The following is a 16908-nucleotide window of genomic DNA, read 5'->3' on the forward strand; positions in this document are numbered from 1 at the left end:
ACGAAGCGTCGCGCGACTCAAGTCCTGGCGCATCTTCCGCAAAGCCCGCTGCAGCCCCAACCGCATGACGGCCATCGCCGCAGCCGTCCTCACTCCGGAGCGTCAACGCTGAAAATGCTCACTGATCGGTCGGTGTCGGGGCGGTGGCGCGCACGCCGTGATTCGGGGATTTGGACGACGAGCACCTAGCGCTCGTCGTGGCCGCGTGCTGAGCCTGCCACCGGCCTGCCGGAGTGGAACCGCGGAGGCAGAGCCGGGGTCGGCGGCAGACCGGCGTCTTGGGCGGCTTCCTGACAGCTCGTGACCTGCTCGATGACCGACGCGACGATGCGCTGCGCCCTGCCTCCCGCTGGGCCGGGACGACTGGCTAGTCGCTTGGGGAGAAGCCTCTCGGTTCGCGGAGGCGGAGCACCGTCAGTGAGTTCGGGTCCATGTCGAGCGCGGAGCCGCCTTGTTTGAGGAGGGCGACGTGGATGCCGTACGCGAGGAAGGCCATCGTCGCGCTGGTATCCGCGTCCAGCGCGTGGTGGACGGTGTCCCAGAGCCGCATCCAGCCGGCCCGGACGGCCTGTCCGAACTCGTGATCGCCGGCCGAGTCAGCGGCGGCGACCGTCACGTAGACCTGCAGTTGCATCAGGAGCCGGTCCGGGTCCTCCGCGATGACGTGTGAGTACGCGTCTGCCATCGCAAGCAGGGCCTTCTCGCCAGACAGGCCCCTGCCCGCCTCCTCGAGAACGCGCTTGAGGTCGGACGTACAGCGTTCGACGACGGCCAGGAAGATGGCTCTCTTCCCGGGGAAGAGCCGGAAGAGGTACGACTGCGAGACCCCGACGCGCTTGGCGATCGCGTAGGTGGACGTGCCGTAGTAGCCATTGCGGCTGAATTCGGCCAGCGCCGCGGCTATGACGCTCTCGCGTCGCTCTGCCGCCTCCATCCTCACCATGAAAAAAAGTTAGTGCTCACTAACTCCGGCCGTCAACCGGTGTCCGGTTCGTGCACCCACCGAGGCGGTGCTGGAGTTGACGGCATGTTCGGTGAACCGACCACGGGAGTCATCAGCTGTCGGCGCCGCTCTGCTGGACCCGGTTCCGGAGTTCGCGGCGGTTGGCGATGCCCAGCTTCCCGTAGACGTGGCCGAGGTGGTATTCGACCGTCTTGGAGCTGATGAACAGCTCGCTCGCGATCTCCTTGTTCGTGAGGCCCCGGCCCACGAGCGACGCGATGTCCCGCTCTCTTCCGGTGAGGTCGACCGGACTGGTGCCCGGCGCACGCACGTGGCGCTCTGCCGCCGGGTAGTCCTGAGCGCACCGCTGGAGGAAGGGCCGGGCCCGCAGTGTCTCCAGGCGCTGACGGGCCCGGTCGAACCACGGACGGGCGTTGGCCGCCAGCACACGGGCGTAGGAGTGCTCGAGCATGGCCTGGTGCAGCGCGACGACGTCCGGCGGCGGCTCTTCGGCGAGTGCGCGCTCGTACGTGTCCCGTGCGCGACGGATGTCCCCCGCAGCCTCGCTGAACAGGCCGGACAGCCACGATGCCGCGGTACGCAGGCAGGGGACGGCCTGTGCGAGCTCCTCGAGTCGCGCGACCGCGGCTTTGGCCTGGCCCTCGTCTTTGACACCGATCAACGCCTCGGCGTGGAGGGGCAGCCAGATGACCCGGTAGAAGTTCGGCCAGCCCGCGTCGACTCGTGCCAGTGGCTCCACGGCGGCGAGCAGCGCCTGGTGGTCGCCGCGGGCCTGGGCGCGGACCGCCCGGCTCATGGCGGTCCATGTGGTGGCCTGCTCGCCGCCGATGAGGCGGGTCCATTGCTCGGCGTCGCCGATGTGCCGATCCGCCGTGGCCCATTCTCCCCGCCCGGCGGCGACCCATGAGGCGACCGCGTGCTCGCTGGGGAAGGTGAACGCCATGCCGTCGCCGTTCCCCGTGATGTCGAGCGCGTGCTCGGCACTCGTGCGGGCCCGGTCCCAGTCCCCCAGCAGGTACTGGGCGACTGCGGTCGTCGTGTAGGCGACGTCGGGAAGCGCCGAGGCGGCCGACTGCGACCGGTTCAGGGCCAGCGCCGTCGCACAGTCCTCGATGGCTGACGACAAGTCGCCCGCCGCGGTCCTGAAGGCGCCCTGCAGGGTGAACACGAAGGCGTTCACCGGGCCGTGGGCCGCCGCGGTCTGGGCCACCCGTGGGGCCAGGGGGGACAGCTCACGCAGCCCCGCCGCGGGTCCTTCGGACAGCGCCATTCCCTGGCTGAGGCTCGCCGCCGCCCAGGTGTACGTGGGGTCGATGGTCAGTGCCTGGCGCGCGGACCGCGTTCCGGCTTCGTAATTGCCCAGGAGGTTGCTGGTCACGCTCCGGTAGACCCGCGACATGAACCCCGCCAGGCGATCGTCCTCCTGCTCGCTCTCGGCGAGCGCCGCGGCGAAGTGGGTGTCGGCGGCGAGAAGCTCCCCCTGGTACATGGCGCTCGCCCCCAGGATGAGGCTGCGCAGCGCGCAGGGTGCGCACGCCTTCACACGCGGCAGGAGCGTGGCGACGCCCACGGTGCTGTTGACGGCGACCAGCTTCACGGCGGCATCGAGGAGATGCCGCTCCCGCTGGGTGGGCGCCGCGTCGAGATCTGCCGCCCACAGGAGCAGCGTCGCCGACCGCTGGGCTTCGCCGACCCGGAACGCCTGTTCCGCGGCGGCCGCCAGGTCGGGGATCAGCCGGTCGTCAAAGGGGTCGGCCGCCGCGACCCGGTGGGCCCAGGAAGCACGCTCGTCCACGAGAGTCGCCGCCCTGGCATGCAGCGTACGCAACTTGTCGGGCGCGATGGCCTCGATCACGGCCTGCTGCTGCAGGGCGTGGGCGAGTTCGACTGGCCGTGAGGGCTCGGCGGGTTGCCAGCGCAGCAGCCCTGTCGCGAGTACGTCTTCGAGAGCGGGCACGGGATCCTTCACGTCGGCGAGCCGGCCGACCAGATGGAGCGGCGCGGGCGTGGCCAGTACGGCTGCGGCTTCCACCAGGGCCCTGGACGTCTCGGACAGGGTGCTGAGCTGAGCGTGGATGGCCATGGCCAGGGAGGTGGGGACGGGCAGGTTCATGCCCGCTCTGCCGGACAGGTCCTCGTGGGAGAGGTCGGCGACCACGGTGTTCAGATACAGGGGGTTGCCGGCTGTGTGCCGGCGAAGTTGTTCGGCCACGGCCGCCCCCGCCCGTTCCCCCGTGACCTGCGAGATCAGGTCGGCCACGTTCCGCGTGTCCAAGCCCTGCAAACGCATCCGGACGCCGTTTTGAGCGTTGTCCATCAGCCGCTGCAGAGTCTCTTGCAGATGGGGATTCCCACGGTGCGCGGTTCGTGTGGTGAGGACCGTCAGCAAGGAGTCCGCCTCGAGCCGTTTCAGGACGAATCCCCACGCCTTGACGGACGCCGTGTCCGCCCAGTGCACGTCGTCGATCACGACGGCGACCGGCCGCTCGTCCTGCACGACCGCCAGCAGCTCCAGGAGCTGCCTGCCCATCTGGAACGGTGGCGCGGTGGCTGCGATCGGCTCTGTGAGCAGCGGGAAGTCGGTCAGGACGTCGGGTGGGAGCGGGGCGATGAGCTGTTGCACCACTCCGTAGGCGAAGTCCTGTTCGGCGGCGTCGCACCGGGCGCGCAGTACGGCGAAGTCGGCCGTCGACGGGTCGTCCAGCCAACGGCGCAGCAGCTCCGTCTTGCCCATGCCCGCGTCTCCCTCGACGAGCGCCAGCCAGGGGTGTCCACCGCGAGCCGCGAGCGCGCAGTCCCGGAGTTTCGCGTACTCCTGGTCTCTGCCGACGAACACACCGGGATCACTCATCGGCCCTCATTCCGAAGCAAGGGCCTTGCGCGGTGGCAGCCCTGGGAGTGTCTGTTCTCCAGATCGTTTCATCAGGAGGCGGTCAGCGCGTGTGGCCGGAGCGTGTCGCTCCAGGTCGTGGCTACGGTCCCAGGTCGGGGCTTCTCCGGAACCGGATGCCTAACCCTCCAGGCCCATGAGATCGGGAAGGAGCCTGGCGGCTTCGCGGACGGCCTCGGTGGCGGGCCGGTGGTCGGATGCGCGCGTGGCGACGGCGATTTCACACGGTGGCCCGTCCAGGGGCACGTACCGGACCTCGCGGTGCGGGTAGAAGCGAGCGGCGGCGGCGGCGTGGAGGGCTACCCGTCCCGTGGCCGCGACCGCTCCGGGCAGGGCCGCGGGCGTGTGGACCGGCGTGGAACCGACGGCTCCCGTGACGCCGTCACCGGCCCATCCCTCCAGGCCGGGGTGTGTGGGAGCCATCGGTACCCATGCCGCGTCATGGAGATCCTCGGGGGTGAGGCGGTCGGCATCGGCGAACGCCGACCGCGCCGGAACGACAGCGACTCTGGGCATGGTCAGCACCCGGTCGAAGACCAGTCCGTCGACCGGCCCCGCGTAATGCACGATGCCGGCGTCTACCTGGTGGCCGCGGATGAGGTCGTACTGGTTGACGAAGTCCATGTCGGCGTAGGCGAATGCGCGGGAGGACAGCCGGTTGCGGAGGCCATCGACGAACTGGGGCCACCGTTCGGCAAGCCCGAAGCCGAGCACCCCGATCGTCAGTACGCTGTGCGCCTCGTCCGCACGGTGCCCCGGTCCGGACAAGGAGTCGAGTGCCGCCAGCACGGCACGCGCCTGGGAGACCACCCGCTCGCCGGCAGGCGTCACCGCGACGCGCCGACTCGTACGTTCGAACAAGGTGACACCCAGTTCACGCTCGAGTCGCTGAATGTGACGACCGAACGGCTGGGGGCTGATGAAGTGCCGCTGGGCCGCCCGGCCGAAGTGGAGTTCCTCAGCGAGCGTGACCGCGTACCGGAGGTGTCGAATGTCCACTGCCTCGTCCTCTCCGACCCTCGATCACGCCCGTGAGCACGGCCCGTCGCCGTTCGCGGATCGCAACCCTTTCGGCTGATGATGCACGGCTCTGGCTGTGGTGTGGTGGGCCCGTTCTCCTCCCGACATTACAAGGTGGTCATCGCTATGTCGTCACATCGAGTACTGCTTCGTGGCGGCACCGTGCTCACCATGGATTCCGCCCGGGGCCCACTGCCTGACGCGGACGTGCTGATCGAGGACGGAACGGTCAGCGCGGTCTCGTCCGAGGCGCTGGACGTCGATGCCGAGATCGTCGACGTCAGCGGCCACATCGTGATGCCCGGGATGATCGACACGCACCGGCACACGTGGCAGACGCAGATGCGTGCCATCTGCGCGGACTGGACGCTGATCGACTACATCTTCGGCCTCCGGCTCGGGGTGTCACCCGTCTACCTCCCGAAGGACGTGTACCTGGGCAACCGGCTCGGCGCCCTGGACGCGCTCAACTCCGGTGTGACGACACTGCTGGACTTCTCCCACTGCAACAACACACCCGAGCACGCGGACGCGGCGGTCACCGGGCTGAGTGACGCGGGGGTACGGGCGGTGTTCGGATACGGGTTCTTCGAGTCCAACCCCGCCGCCCCGCCGCACTTCGCCACGCACGCCCAGCGCCAGGCCGACCTGTCGAGGGTCGCTGGCACCTGGTTCTCCAGTAAGGACTCCCTGCTGACTCTCGGAGTCGCGCTGACCGAACCGGATTTGATGCCCCTCGAGGCGGTCCGGGCCGAGGTGTCAGCCGCACGCGAGCACGATGCGCTGATCGTCACGCACACCGGAAGCGTGTGGGGGGCGCAGGCTCGCCTCGCCGAGTTCGAGGCGGCGGGACTACTGGGCCCGGACCAGGTGCACGTGCACTGCAACGCGCTCTCGGAGGAGGAGTGGGCGATCCTCGCGCGCAACGGGGCGAAGGTCTCCATCTCTCCGGAGACCGAGCTGAACATGGGGATGGGGCAGCCCGTCTTCGGCGCCTGCAAGCGGCACGGCATCAAGCCGACACTCTCCTGCGACGTGGTCTCCCTCAACAGCGGGGACCTGATCTCACAGGCTCGCTTCGGCCTCGGATTCCAGCGCTGGGCCGACACGTTGGAACTCAATCTGAGCGGCGCGAACCCGGAACAGGTGACCGTCACCGCCCGCGAGGCACTGGAATGGGTCACGGTGAACGCCGCCGACGCCGTCGGCATGTCTGATCGCATCGGCACGATCACGCCCGGCAAGCAGGCCGACATCATCGTCGTCGGCGGCCCCGGCATCTCGCAGCATCCCCAGTCGGATCCGGCCGGGACCGTGCTGTTCCAGACGGCACCCGCGGATGTCCGCCATGTGCTCGTGGCCGGCCGGTTCGTGAAGCGGGACGGGGCGCTCCTGGGTGTGGACATGACCCGGCTGCTCGCCGAGGCCGATGCCAGCGCCGCCGGCGTGCTGCAACGGGTCGCTGCTGCCGGAAGGCAGCTGCCCGGCACACCGCCGGGAGGCTGGGCAGCGCTCCAGTCCCTCAACCCGCACCAGGCATGACCCCCTCCCACGTCAGCAGCGAAGGAGTTCCCCATGCGATTCGTCACCTACGCCACTGAGCGCGGCGACCGCGCGGGCGTCCTGGACGACAACCAGGTGTACGCGTTGCCGCCCGAGGTCCAGCTCATCAGTCTCCTGGACGATCCCGACAAGCTTCAGGACGCCGGCGAGCGTGCCCTGCGGAACCCGGTCACCGTGCAGCCGCTCGGGTCCGTCACGCTGCGGGCCCCGATCCCCCACCCGCCCACCGTGCGTGACTTCATGACGTTCGAGCGTCACCTGGAGGGGGTGATCAAACTCGCGGATCCGGAGGCCAAGGTGATGGAGCAGTACTACCGGGCGCCGGCGTTCTACTTCACCAACCCCTACGCGGTCCAGGGCCCCTACGACGATGTGAGGGTGTTCCCCGCTTCCGGCCTTTTCGACTTCGAACTCGAAGTGGCGGCGGTGATCGGCCGCGGCGGCCGGAACATTCCGGTCGACCAAGCGGAATCCCACATCGCCGGATACGTCCTGATGAACGACTGGTCCGCGCGTGACCTGCAGTTCGCGGAGATCGGAGTCATGCTCGGACCGGCCAAGGCGAAGGACGGCGCCACCAGCCTGGGCCCGTTCCTCGTCACTCCCGACGAGCTCGCCCCCCATCGGGAAGGCAACGCGTTCGCCTTTCGTATGACGGCGGAGGTGAACGGCGTGGTCGTCGGTGAGGACCTCTGGAGCAACATGGCCTTCAGCTACGCACAGATGATCTCCTACGCCTCGCGCGGAACGGAGGTCCGGACGGGTGACGTCCTCGGGTCCGGAACCTGTGGCGGCGGCTGCCTGGCAGAGCTCTGGGGCCGTAAGGGCCTCGACGCCCACGCCCCGCTGTCCGAGGGGGACACGGTCACCCTGACCGTCGAGGGCCTCGGAAGCCAGACCTGTCGCATCCTGCCCGCCGCGTCCTACCCCCACGACGACGACCTCGGCGCGGTCCGAGGCCTCGGGAGCACTCGATGACCCAGTACAACGGCACTCTGACCCATGTCACCGACGACGTGTACGCCTGGCTGCAGCCCGACGGCTCCTGGTGGCTCAACAACGCCGGCGCGATCAACACGACCGACGGTGTCGTCCTTGTCGACACCTGCGCCTCCGAATCGCGCACCCGGGCCCTGCTGGACGCCGTGAAGAAGGCCACCCAAGGCGGGGAGATCGCCGCAGCGGTCAACACGCACGCCCACGGTGACCACACCTACGGCAACAGCGTGCTGCCGGCGAACACCGTGATCATCGGTCACGAGGACACGCGCACAAGCCTGTTGGAGGATTCGCTCCTCGACGCCTGTCCGCCGCTGTGGCACCCCATGCCCGACTGGGGCAACGTCACACGGCGCCCGCCTCTCGTGACCACTCGCGACGGCCTCACCCTGCACCACGGAGGCCGGCGGATCGAGATACGTCATCCCGGCGCTACGGCCCACACCACGGGAGACCTCGTCGTCTGGCTGCCCGAATCGCAGGTCCTGTTCACCGGCGACCTTTTGTTCCACGGGGTAACGCCTCTGGTGCTCTCGGGATCGGTCGAGGGCGCCCTGCGGTCCCTGGACTGGATCGCCGGCTTCGACCCCGCCCACGTCGTCCCCGGCCACGGCGGCCTCCTCGACGCCTCCACCCTGCCCGAGGTACTGGAAACCCACCGGCGCTACTACCAACTCGTCCTGGACAGTGCTCGCGCCGGTCTGCGCGACGGCCTGACTCCCCTGGCCGCCGCACACCGCATCCCGCTCGACGAGTTCGCCGGCCTCCCGGACGCCGAGCGGATCGTGCTCAACCTCCACCGTGCCTACGCCGACTCCGGGCACAAGCCCCTGGACATCAAGGAGGCCTGGAGCGACGCGCTGGCACTCAACGGCGGCCCCTTGGCCACACACCTCTGACACCGGACGGGGCCACACCTCACCAGCACCGCAGAACAGCGTGAAAGGCGTTACCACTGTGGACAAGGTCATCGGCAGCGCCGTCGAGGCGGTCTCCGATGTCTTCGACGGCGCATCGCTCGCCGTCGGCGGCTTCGGGCTCTCGGGCATTCCCACCGTATTGATCGAGGCACTGCACGAACGCGGGGCGAATCGCCTGAGGGTCGTCTCCAACAACTGCGGAATCGACGACCGAGGCCTCGGCATCCTGTTGGCCGCCGGCCGCATCGCCCGCGTCACCGGCTCCTACGTAGGTGAGAACAAGGAGTTCGCCCGCCAGTACCTTTCCGGCGAGCTGGAAGTGGAGCTGGTACCCCAGGGCACACTCGCCGAGCGCCTGCGCGCCGGCGGCGCGGGGATCCCGGCCTTCTACACTCCCGCCGGCGTCGGCACCCAGGTCGAGACCGGCGGACTGCCATGGCGCCACGCGGAGGACGGCTCGATCGCCGTCCCCTCCCCGCCCAAGGAGACGCGTCGCTTCCACGGCGGTACGTATCTGCTGGAAGAAGGCATCACCACCGACTTCGCGTTGGTACGGGCCTGGCGAGGCGACCGGCACGGCAATCTACGCTTCCGCCGCGCGGCCGCGAACTTCAACCCGCTCGCCGCCATGGCCGGACGCGTCACCGTCGCCGAGGTCGAAGAACTCGTCGAACCGGGGCAACTCGATCCCCACGAGATCCATCTGCCCGGCATCTACGTGCAACGGGTCATCGGGCTCACCCCGGGGCAAGCGGCGAACAAGCTCATCGAGAAGAGGACGGTCAGCAACTGATGGCCTGGAACCATGGCCAGATGGCCGCCCGAGCCGCAGCCGAGCTCACCGACGGCTCGTACGTCAATCTCGGCATCGGCTTGCCCACTCTGATCCCCGGGCACCTCCCCGCAGGCGTCCGGGTGGTACTCCACTCCGAGAACGGCATTCTCGGAACGGGCCCCTACCCCTGCGACGAGGAGGTCGACCCCGACCTGATCAACGCGGGCAAGGAGACCGTCACGGTCCTGCCCGGCGCCTCGTTCTTCGACTCCGCGCTCTCCTTCGGCATGATCCGTGGCGGCCACATCGACACCGCCGTTCTCGGCGCCATGCAGGTCTCCCGCCACGGTGACCTGGCGAACTGGATGATCCCCGGGAAGATGGTCAAGGGCATGGGCGGCGCGATGGACCTCGTGCACGGGGCGCGGCGCGTCATCGTCCTCATGGAGCACAACGCCAAGGACGGCAGCGCCAAGATGGTCGAGGAGTGTTCCCTGCCTCTGACCGGCGCGCGGTGCGTGCACCGCGTCATCACCGACCTCGGCGTCTTCGACGTCACCGGCGAAGGCTTCGTCCTGGTCGAGACCGCCTCCGGGGTGACCGTCGCGGAGATCACCGACCGCACCGACGCACCGGTGCGTGTGGAGGCCATCGCACCCGCGTCCTGACGGGCACGGGTGCACGGACGGGCAGGCAAGAGCCTCGCTGGACAAAGGATGTTCGCAGCAGGACTCTTCACCCGCGCTCGTCAGTGGTCGGCCTGCAGTATCAGCTCCGACCCCGGGCAGTGATGGGACCTCGAGCCAGGCTCCTACGAAGTCACAGCAGCAGGGAGAGTCAGGCCGTCGGACGGTGCGTGCCTCCATCCCTCCTCAGACCGGCGACGGACCGTGTCGGCTCCCCCTTTTCCGCGCGGACGTGGGCGCCGTCGACGCACGCTCTGGACCAGTCCAGCTCGCCGGCCGCGTTCAGCTCGGCGAGCAGGATCCGGTTCTGCCCCCTCCCCGGACGACGCCAACAGGTCTGAGCCGAGCCGAACCCGAGTTCCAGCGGCAGCAGTTGCCAGGCGATGCCGTTGTGCAGCACGTACAAGGTGCCCTGCAAGCACAACCGGTCCGACACCGGCCGCGGCCCTGGCGCCTTCTCGGGCCAAGGCCGCAGCAGCGGCTCGTTCAGCACCCACACGTCATCGTCCACGATCCGTGGCCGGGTACTCACACCATCCCGAACGGCCGAATCATCACACCGGTCACGGCCGACCAGGGCCGTTCAGCAAGATCGTGTTACGAGCTCTGACAAAGCCCTTCTAGTTGTCCGGCTTCCAGTCGATCGTGTTCAACCGCAGATGAGAGAGTGCTGTTCCGATCTTGTCTGCGGAACCGGCGCTGGCGATCGCGGTGGACTCGTGAACGAACTCGTAGGAGCTGCCTGTATCGAACACGTAATAGTGGTTGAAGGGGCGGTACCAAGTTCCATGGACCTTTTGCTGCCCCTTCACCTGGTAACCGTCCTTGTGAATCTCGCGGTCACTCCAATCCAGCGTCAGGGCTTCTTGAGATGGCCTGTCATAGCGGATCAGGGTGTGATCCTTCTTGTTGGCGTAGAGCCAGACCTTTTTGGAGCGGAAGTTGACCGCGATGTACACCTGATCAGGGTTGGCTGCCGTCGAATCGGACCCTTCTCCCTTTCCTGCGTCTGCGGCAGGGTTATAGTCGACGACCCTGCCGCCCATGAACGTTTCGAACGGCAGCGGCACCCTATCGGGTCGGCGCTGCTCCGGCGAATGCGGAACCTTTGCCCCAGCAACAGTGATGCCCGCCGGGAGCTCGTGGGAGATTTTGTCGAACTTTTTGAACTCGTTCTGGAGTACGGTGCCGGTGACGAGCTGCGCGTGACTGGGCGGAAACGCAGCCATGACCATTGCTAGAAGCTGATTATAGAGCGTTTGGCCGGCTGAAATTGCGCTTCCTTGAACATCGGGCGTCTGCGTGATCACCTGGTTGAGATAGGAAGCCGGATCGCCACCCTCCAACGCCACCTGCTTCAGGGTCTCCTTCAATGATGCCAGGAAGTCTTCCCGCACGGCGTCGACCCGCTGCCGCAGGTTGCGATTGAGGCTGGGGAACTGGTCGTTGAGTTCCTTGAGCGTCTGCGCATGATTGTGCTTGGCCCGGTCGACCAGCTTCTCTGCCTCTTTCGCCTGCTGCTCGACCACAGCCTCCACAGTGGAGAAGATGAGGTTCATAGCCGCGGTTGCGAGGGGGATAATCCCCGAAAATACTCCAATCGTCGACTTCACCAGGCTGAGGTTTGATTGCCACGCCTTGGTCACACCGCGGGCCAGCGCAGCCGGATCCTCATCGAGGTCGTCCATCTGGTCGCTTTGCGTCTCTCCAGCAACCCTCTTGTGGACAGCCCTGTTGACGAGCAGCTCCGAACCGCCTCGCCCAGCTATCTCGATCATGAGATTCGACAGGGATACGATCCAGCTGTGGGTCGGCGGAGTGAAGGACGCGCCGACCGAGGTAGCGAACGAGACAGCCGTCTGGACCTTTTCGAAATTCTGCTGGAATTTGTCAGGATGCGCGCGCGCGTAGTCTCTGAGCGCCGCGCCCTCGATCCCGGTTTCGACGTTGCTGGCATTTGCCGAGATTATTTTGGAGGCATTACCAATCGCGGCGATGAGCGAAACGTCCTTTTCCTTCGCTTTCGCTAGTGCCGCCAGCCTCGCGCTCAGACTGCTAGTCCTAGTTGCTGCAACAAGCTTTCGTCGAATTCCATTCGCCTCTCGCGTTGTCGTCGAAATAATCTCCCCAAGTTCCGCGAACCTGTCCTGCGCCATCCTTCGGTAAGCCCTGCACCTCGCGGAAGCCGCAATGAAGGAAAATTCCTGGATGGACTCGAAGAGGGTCTTATATTCGGCCAGTTGCCTGTCCATGTCGGAGAGCTTCTGGAGGACGGATGCCAGAAGCATCACCTGCCCCTCGATCTCCTCATTGGCCTTTTGTAGCTTTATAGCGCGGGCGGCTTCTTTTTGAGCCTTTTCCTGCGCTTCTGCGGCGGCCGCTTCGGTGGCCGCCTTTTCCCTGAGGGCAGCCGCGAGGAATGCGTTCTTTTCCTTGACTGACTCGCCAGCCTCGTGCTTTTTGTGATGCTTACCTTCGCTGATGCCCGACTTCGACTTCAACTTATTCTTGGGTTCGGCGGCGTGTGAATATGCTTCTACGTGCCTTGCCGTGACCGCCGCTTTTGCCCTCTTCGCCCATCGGTGAGCAGCCGACACCTGCTGGGCCACTGACCCCATGCTGTCGAACCTCTTGATCATCTCCCTGACATTAATGTTCGGATTTGCGGAAATAGCTGCGGTGGCAGCCTGTACGACTTCCGTCCTGATCTCGCGATTGTGCTCAAGTCCGGGTTGAATGGGGTGTGTCATTGTAGCGCTGTCCTGACTATTGGAGTGACTGTCTTATACGCCCCTGGCGTATCAGTGCTGACCTGCTCCAACGAGATTCGATATAGCCCCCGCGAGCTCATCCTCGCTGATATCTTCGAGGCCGGCGTCAACCAGCGCCTCCGCTATGAGGTCCACCCACTCGGTGATGTCATCTTGAACAGGCTGCGCGGCGCCGCCGCCGGTGTAATGATCGCCGCCCGTATTGTCCAGCTCAGATATATCGGCACGCCCGTCGTCGGCCGGGTACGGTGCCCACTGCGCTTCGCGGTGGTTGGTGTCGGAGTAGAACCTCCGGCGATCGTGTTCGACGACAAACCACTCGCCTTCCACCCACGCATCCGGGTATCCACCTGTGAGGAGCCAATAGAGACGGAGCGGCAGGCCGTCGTCGCCATACTGCCTGCGGAGTACGCCAAGGAGACCGGAGAAGGTACCTTCCTGCTGCTCTTCAAGATTGCCCAAAAGGCCATCCGACAGATTCTGTTGGGCCGACTGAACCAGTTTCTCAAGGGTGGAAAAATCCCATGAGTTGAGGTCCTGGTGCTGAATGGCTGTGAAGAATCCTTGGTAGGCGGAGTAGTCGATCGAGGTCATGTCTTCCTCTTCGAGTGGAGGTTGAGCCGCGAGTTCCGCATGTGCCGGGCTGCCGATCGCCAACTGCCCCGCACCTGGCAGGGGTTGGGAGGCTCTGAATGCCCGGAAGATTCACGGTGCTTGCCGCAAGACTAGGGACCGCCACTCCGCGAGCAGGGTGCCCATCGGCTACAGGATCGGGCAGCCTCAATGCCCGTACGGACAGCAGCGGACTGAAATCTGCTGCGCTGTGGGACTGCGCTCTTGCGCGTCACGCGCGAGACTCGGATCGCTTCCACGATCCCGTCACGGCTCTTGGGCGTTCCCCGTTTCCCGGTCTGACAGACCGCGGCCGCGTAGGCCTCGATGGGATCGGAATTGCCGTTGGTGCGGCGGGCCTTGCGGTCGGGCCGGGTCCACCTCCACAGTGAACCGACCGGGAAAATCGGGAAGCGGACCCGACTACCTGCCTCAACAGGCAGAAATGCATGACCTAAGGTTCACCCTCAGGTCGCCCTTCGCGTGAGCTTTCACCTTAGGCTCTTCGGAACTCGGAATCGAAAGTGGAGATCAAGATGACGGACACAGACAGCGAGATCTGGAAATACCGGATCGTCCGCTGCCAGGTCACCGAGCATGTGGGCGACCTGGGGGTGGCAGCCTCCATCGTTTCTCCGCCGAGCGCGGTGCCGGCGTTCATCAACTCCAGGTTTCTCGGCGACGGGGCCAAGGTCCCGGTCGGCGAGTTTCCAAAGGTAGGCAGCGTTCTCGATGCGGTGGTCCTCACCTACCACGAGAGCGGGGAGTTCCGGCTGTCGGCACAGGAATCCTCCCTGGAGCGGGCACGGACCCGGGCTGAGGTTCGCCCGTCTGCCTGACTCGCGGTGGGACCTGAGGAGAACGTCGCGGCGGTGCATCGCGGGCTGACGCTCGCACGGCCAGGGACCGTGCCCACCAGAGGGTTCGCGTGCCTGTCCGCCCGTCCGGGCTGGACGTGTCCAGCTCTGCCCCGAGCCGTCCACGACCACCTCCTGCCCGGCTACGCCCCGTCGCTGTCCGCCCCGTGCGCAGCGCGATCCGGCGCCAACCACGGGCTGACGGCCGTCAGTTTCCGGTGTCGCCCGTGGTGGCGCCGTTGACCGTGTCTTCGCCGCCGCCGTCATCACCTCCCGAGCCCCCACCGTCGGCGTCGCTGGTGGCGGTCTCCTCCGGGGTCGGATTCGTCGTGCCGGTGGAGCTTCCGTCGGTGGTGCCACTGCTGTCGGATCCGTGGCCGCTGTTGTCGTCGTCCTGGGCGCTCGGAGTGGGCGCCGGCCGTGTGGGGGTCGGCGGGTCGGGTTCGACGTCGGGTTCCGTGGGTGCGGGCTTCGGGGTGACGGCGCCGCCGCCGAAGACGCGCTCGCCGTTCAGGTCTTCCGGTTCGGGGAAGTCCAGTGCCCTGGCGCCGTCGAGGGCCTCGGTCATGTAGTCGTGCCAGATCTGCGACGGGAACGACGAGCCGTGGATCTTCGGTTGGTTGCCGGTGCCGAACATCGACTGGAACGTGCGGTTCTCGATCGTCTCGTCGTCGGGGAAGCGGTACATGTCGATGGCCGTCGAGAGCTGCGGGGTGTAGCCCACGAACCAGGCCGAGTTGTTGCCGTCGGTCGTTCCGGTCTTGCCCGCCGCCTCGCGGTCCTCAAGGCGCGCGTTCCTGCCCGTACCGTTCTCCACGACGCCCTGGAGCACGTCGGTGATGTTGCCGGCCACAGCCGTCGAGAAGGCACGCTCGGGCGCGGACTCGTGTTCGTAGACGACCTCGCCCTGCCGCAGCACCCGGGTGACGGAGTACGGGTCGTTACGCTCTCCCTCGTTCGCGAACGTCGCGTAGGCCCCGGCCATCCGGATCGCGCTCGGCGAGGAGATGCCGAGCGAGAACGACGGCACGTCGGCCTCCACCAGCGACGACTCCAGCAGGCCGGCGTCGACGGCCGCCTGGCGGACCTTGTCGATGCCCACGTCCATGCCGAGCTGCACGTAGGGGGAGTTGGCCGACTTCTCCATCGCCTCGCGCAGCGTCACATTCGTGTAGCTCGCGTCGCCGTCGTTGACCTGGAGCCACTCGTCACCGTTCTCGTCACGCCAGACCGAGCCGTCGTAGTTCCTGATCCTCAGCTTGTTGCGGCCGTCGTAGACGCTGCTGTCCGGGTCGACGATCGTGCGCGTGGAGGCATCCTGTGCGGGGCCGAGATCCTCGTCCCGGACGCCGTCGCGCATCGCGGCGGCCAGGACGAACGGCTTGAAGGTCGAGCCGACCTGGGCACCGGTCTGGTCGGCGTTGTTGGTGAAGTGCCGGGTGGCGTCGGTGCCACCGTAGATCGCCACGATGGCCCCCGTGCTCGGGTCGACCGAGGCGCCCCCGAACTGGACGTGGGTGTCCGTCTCCGGCCGCTTCACCGGGTCGATGTGCTCGTCGTACACCTTCTTGACAGCCTCTTCGAGCGCCTCGACCTTCTCCTTGTCGAAGGTGGTGTGGATCTCGTAGCCGCCCTGGGCCAGTTGCCGCGCGTCTATACCCGCGTCGTTCCTGTTGAGGAAGTTGGCTTCGGCCGTCCGCACCAGATAGCCGGTCTGGCCGCCCAGCTGCGCACCCGGCGTACGCAGCTTCACCTCGGGGAACTCGGTGAACTGCGCACGCTCGTCGGGACGGAGCCTGCCGTCCCGCACCATCTCGTCGAGGATCCAGCTCCATCGCTCCTCGGCCCGCTCACGGTTCGCCTGCGCGGTGGCCGCCGGATCGATCTCGGGAGAGCCGGCCGGGTCGTAGTAGGTCGCGCCCTTCAGCAGCGCGGTCAGGAACGCGGACTCGCTCGCGTCGAGGTCCTTGGCGTTCTTGCCGAAGTACGTGCGCGCCGCGGCCTGGATGCCGTAGGCCCCGCGCCCGTAGTACGCGGTGTTGAGGTAGCCCGCCAGGATGGCGGGCTTCTCCATCTCACCGCCGACCCGGATCGAGATGAAGAGTTCCTTCACCTTGCGGGTCAGCGTCTGCGACTGGTCGTTCAGACGGTTGTTCTTCACGTACTGCTGCGTGATGGTCGAACCGCCCTGGGTGTCACCGCCGTTGATCATGTTCCACAACGCGCGCCCGATGCCCACCGGGTCGATGCCCGAGTCGGTCCAGAAGGTCTTGTTCTCGGCGGAGACCACAGCGTCCTGCATGACTCGGGGGATCTGCTCGATACCGATGATCTGCCGGTTGACCTCGCCGCCGGTCGCGACCATCTGCGTGCCGTCGGCCCAGTAGTAGACGTTGTTCTGCGCTTTGGCGCTCAAATCCTCGTTGGGAACACTCACCATCGCGTACGCGAGTGCCGCCGTTCCCATCAGGCCGGCCACGAACAGCAGGAAGAGACCCGTGGTGAGCTTCCATGAGGGCACCCAGCGTCGCCATCCGCGCTTCCCGGACCGCGGATAGTCGACGATCCGCCTCCTGCCGGACGGCCGCCCTCGGCCTCTCCGCCGCGCCGCGCGCCGGGCCTCGGCACGTCCGCCGGTCGTTTGCCCCGGCACCCTGCGACGACGCTCGCTCATCGAACGACCACTCCTCTTCGGCGGGACGTACCGGCTCCGGTCCGGTCCACTCCCGGACGCCTGGAGCGGCGCGCGTCAGGCCCTTGCGGAGATGCGGACGGTGCAGCCCCTGCGATCGGCGGGGCCTGCGACGGCGAGGGCTCGCGACGTCCGGTCCCACCCGGGTGCGGGAGCCGC

Annotated in this window: 13 protein-coding genes and 1 pseudogene; 7 read left to right on the plus strand and 7 right to left on the minus strand. The window is 67.0% G+C overall.

The window, feature by feature from the left end:
• Window positions 1–112: pseudogene (locus AB0E14_RS32235) on the plus strand (IS5/IS1182 family transposase); the annotation flags it as partial.
• A gap of 255 nt (window positions 113–367) precedes the next feature.
• Here the strand turns inward: AB0E14_RS32235 and AB0E14_RS32240 are convergent.
• From AB0E14_RS32240 to AB0E14_RS32250, 3 genes are all read right to left on the minus strand, one after another.
• Window positions 368–943 (minus strand): TetR/AcrR family transcriptional regulator, encoded by a 576-nt coding sequence (locus tag AB0E14_RS32240; RefSeq protein ID WP_362426304.1) that lies wholly within the window; start codon window positions 941–943, stop codon window positions 368–370.
• Between the two features lie 112 nt (window positions 944–1055).
• A complete protein-coding gene (locus tag AB0E14_RS32245) occupies window positions 1056–3815 on the minus strand; it encodes an AAA family ATPase (protein ID WP_362426307.1) in 2760 nt (919 codons plus the stop codon).
• Window positions 3816–3974: 159 nt separating this feature from the next.
• Complete coding sequence (locus AB0E14_RS32250) at window positions 3975–4853, minus strand: LysR family transcriptional regulator (protein ID WP_362426310.1); 879 nt, start codon at window positions 4851–4853, stop codon at window positions 3975–3977.
• A gap of 147 nt (window positions 4854–5000) precedes the next feature.
• Here AB0E14_RS32250 and AB0E14_RS32255 point away from each other — a divergent pair, with 147 nt between their 5' ends.
• The 5 genes from AB0E14_RS32255 to AB0E14_RS32275 are packed head-to-tail and all read left to right on the plus strand — an operon-like array spanning window position 5001 to window position 9799.
• Window positions 5001–6416, plus strand: coding sequence for an amidohydrolase family protein (locus AB0E14_RS32255; RefSeq protein WP_362426313.1), 1416 nt, complete (start codon window positions 5001–5003; stop codon window positions 6414–6416).
• A gap of 33 nt (window positions 6417–6449) precedes the next feature.
• Entirely contained in the window at window positions 6450–7415 is a 966-nt protein-coding gene (locus tag AB0E14_RS32260; RefSeq protein WP_362426316.1) for a fumarylacetoacetate hydrolase family protein, read from the plus strand.
• Window positions 7412–8335 (plus strand): MBL fold metallo-hydrolase, encoded by a 924-nt coding sequence (locus AB0E14_RS32265; RefSeq protein WP_362426319.1) that lies wholly within the window; start codon window positions 7412–7414, stop codon window positions 8333–8335. The genes AB0E14_RS32260 and AB0E14_RS32265 overlap by 4 nt, the downstream gene beginning before the upstream one ends.
• A gap of 58 nt (window positions 8336–8393) precedes the next feature.
• Window positions 8394–9149 carry a CoA transferase subunit A gene (locus AB0E14_RS32270; RefSeq protein ID WP_362426322.1) on the plus strand — a complete coding sequence of 252 codons (756 nt, stop codon included), beginning with the start codon at window positions 8394–8396 and terminating at the stop codon, window positions 9147–9149.
• Complete coding sequence (locus tag AB0E14_RS32275; protein ID WP_362426325.1) at window positions 9149–9799, plus strand: CoA transferase subunit B; 651 nt, start codon at window positions 9149–9151, stop codon at window positions 9797–9799. Before AB0E14_RS32270 ends, AB0E14_RS32275 begins: the two co-directional genes overlap by 1 nt.
• Before the next feature lie 169 nt (window positions 9800–9968).
• On the opposite strand, the gene AB0E14_RS32280 is transcribed toward AB0E14_RS32275, so the two are convergent.
• The 3 genes from AB0E14_RS32280 to AB0E14_RS32290 form a co-directional block, all read right to left on the minus strand.
• Window positions 9969–10328, minus strand: a complete 360-nt coding sequence (locus tag AB0E14_RS32280) for a transposase (protein ID WP_362426328.1) — start codon at window positions 10326–10328, stop codon at window positions 9969–9971.
• 109 nt (window positions 10329–10437) lie between these two features.
• Window positions 10438–12456: a hypothetical protein gene (locus AB0E14_RS32285; protein ID WP_362426331.1), complete on the minus strand. Its 2019-nt coding sequence runs from the start codon at window positions 12454–12456 to the stop codon at window positions 10438–10440.
• Between the two features lie 162 nt (window positions 12457–12618).
• The gene (locus AB0E14_RS32290) at window positions 12619–13182 is read right to left on the minus strand and encodes a hypothetical protein (protein ID WP_362426334.1); all 564 of its coding nucleotides are present in this window, start codon (window positions 13180–13182) and stop codon (window positions 12619–12621) included.
• Window positions 13183–13736: 554 nt separating this feature from the next.
• On the opposite strand from AB0E14_RS32290, the gene AB0E14_RS32295 reads away from it, so the two are divergent.
• Window positions 13737–14039 carry a hypothetical protein gene (locus AB0E14_RS32295; protein ID WP_362426337.1) on the plus strand — a complete coding sequence of 101 codons (303 nt, stop codon included), beginning with the start codon at window positions 13737–13739 and terminating at the stop codon, window positions 14037–14039.
• A gap of 226 nt (window positions 14040–14265) precedes the next feature.
• Here the strand turns inward: AB0E14_RS32295 and AB0E14_RS32300 are convergent, their stop codons facing one another.
• Complete coding sequence (locus AB0E14_RS32300; RefSeq protein WP_362426375.1) at window positions 14266–16623, minus strand: transglycosylase domain-containing protein; 2358 nt, start codon at window positions 16621–16623, stop codon at window positions 14266–14268.
• Window positions 16624–16908: the final 285 nt, after the last annotated feature.

Origin of the sequence: Streptomyces sp. NPDC047981 (genome assembly GCF_040653315.1) — a bacterium.
Lineage (GTDB): Bacteria > Actinomycetota > Actinomycetes > Streptomycetales > Streptomycetaceae > Streptomyces.

What these genes read in the sequence shown, in the direction of transcription:
- AB0E14_RS32290 (WP_362426334.1), bottom strand. Translation starts at nt 13,182, where the DNA reads ATGACCTCGATCGACTACTCCGCCTACCAAGGATTCTTCACAGCCATT.
- AB0E14_RS32245 (WP_362426307.1), bottom strand. Translation starts at nt 3,815, where the DNA reads ATGAGTGATCCCGGTGTGTTCGTCGGCAGAGACCAGGAGTACGCGAAA.
- AB0E14_RS32265 (WP_362426319.1), top strand. Translation starts at nt 7,412, where the DNA reads ATGACCCAGTACAACGGCACTCTGACCCATGTCACCGACGACGTGTAC.
- AB0E14_RS32295 (WP_362426337.1), top strand. Translation starts at nt 13,737, where the DNA reads ATGACGGACACAGACAGCGAGATCTGGAAATACCGGATCGTCCGCTGC.
- AB0E14_RS32275 (WP_362426325.1), top strand. Translation starts at nt 9,149, where the DNA reads ATGGCCTGGAACCATGGCCAGATGGCCGCCCGAGCCGCAGCCGAGCTC.
- AB0E14_RS32255 (WP_362426313.1), top strand. Translation starts at nt 5,001, where the DNA reads ATGTCGTCACATCGAGTACTGCTTCGTGGCGGCACCGTGCTCACCATG.
- AB0E14_RS32285 (WP_362426331.1), bottom strand. Translation starts at nt 12,456, where the DNA reads ATGATCAAGAGGTTCGACAGCATGGGGTCAGTGGCCCAGCAGGTGTCG.
- AB0E14_RS32240 (WP_362426304.1), bottom strand. Translation starts at nt 943, where the DNA reads ATGGTGAGGATGGAGGCGGCAGAGCGACGCGAGAGCGTCATAGCCGCG.
- AB0E14_RS32260 (WP_362426316.1), top strand. Translation starts at nt 6,450, where the DNA reads ATGCGATTCGTCACCTACGCCACTGAGCGCGGCGACCGCGCGGGCGTC.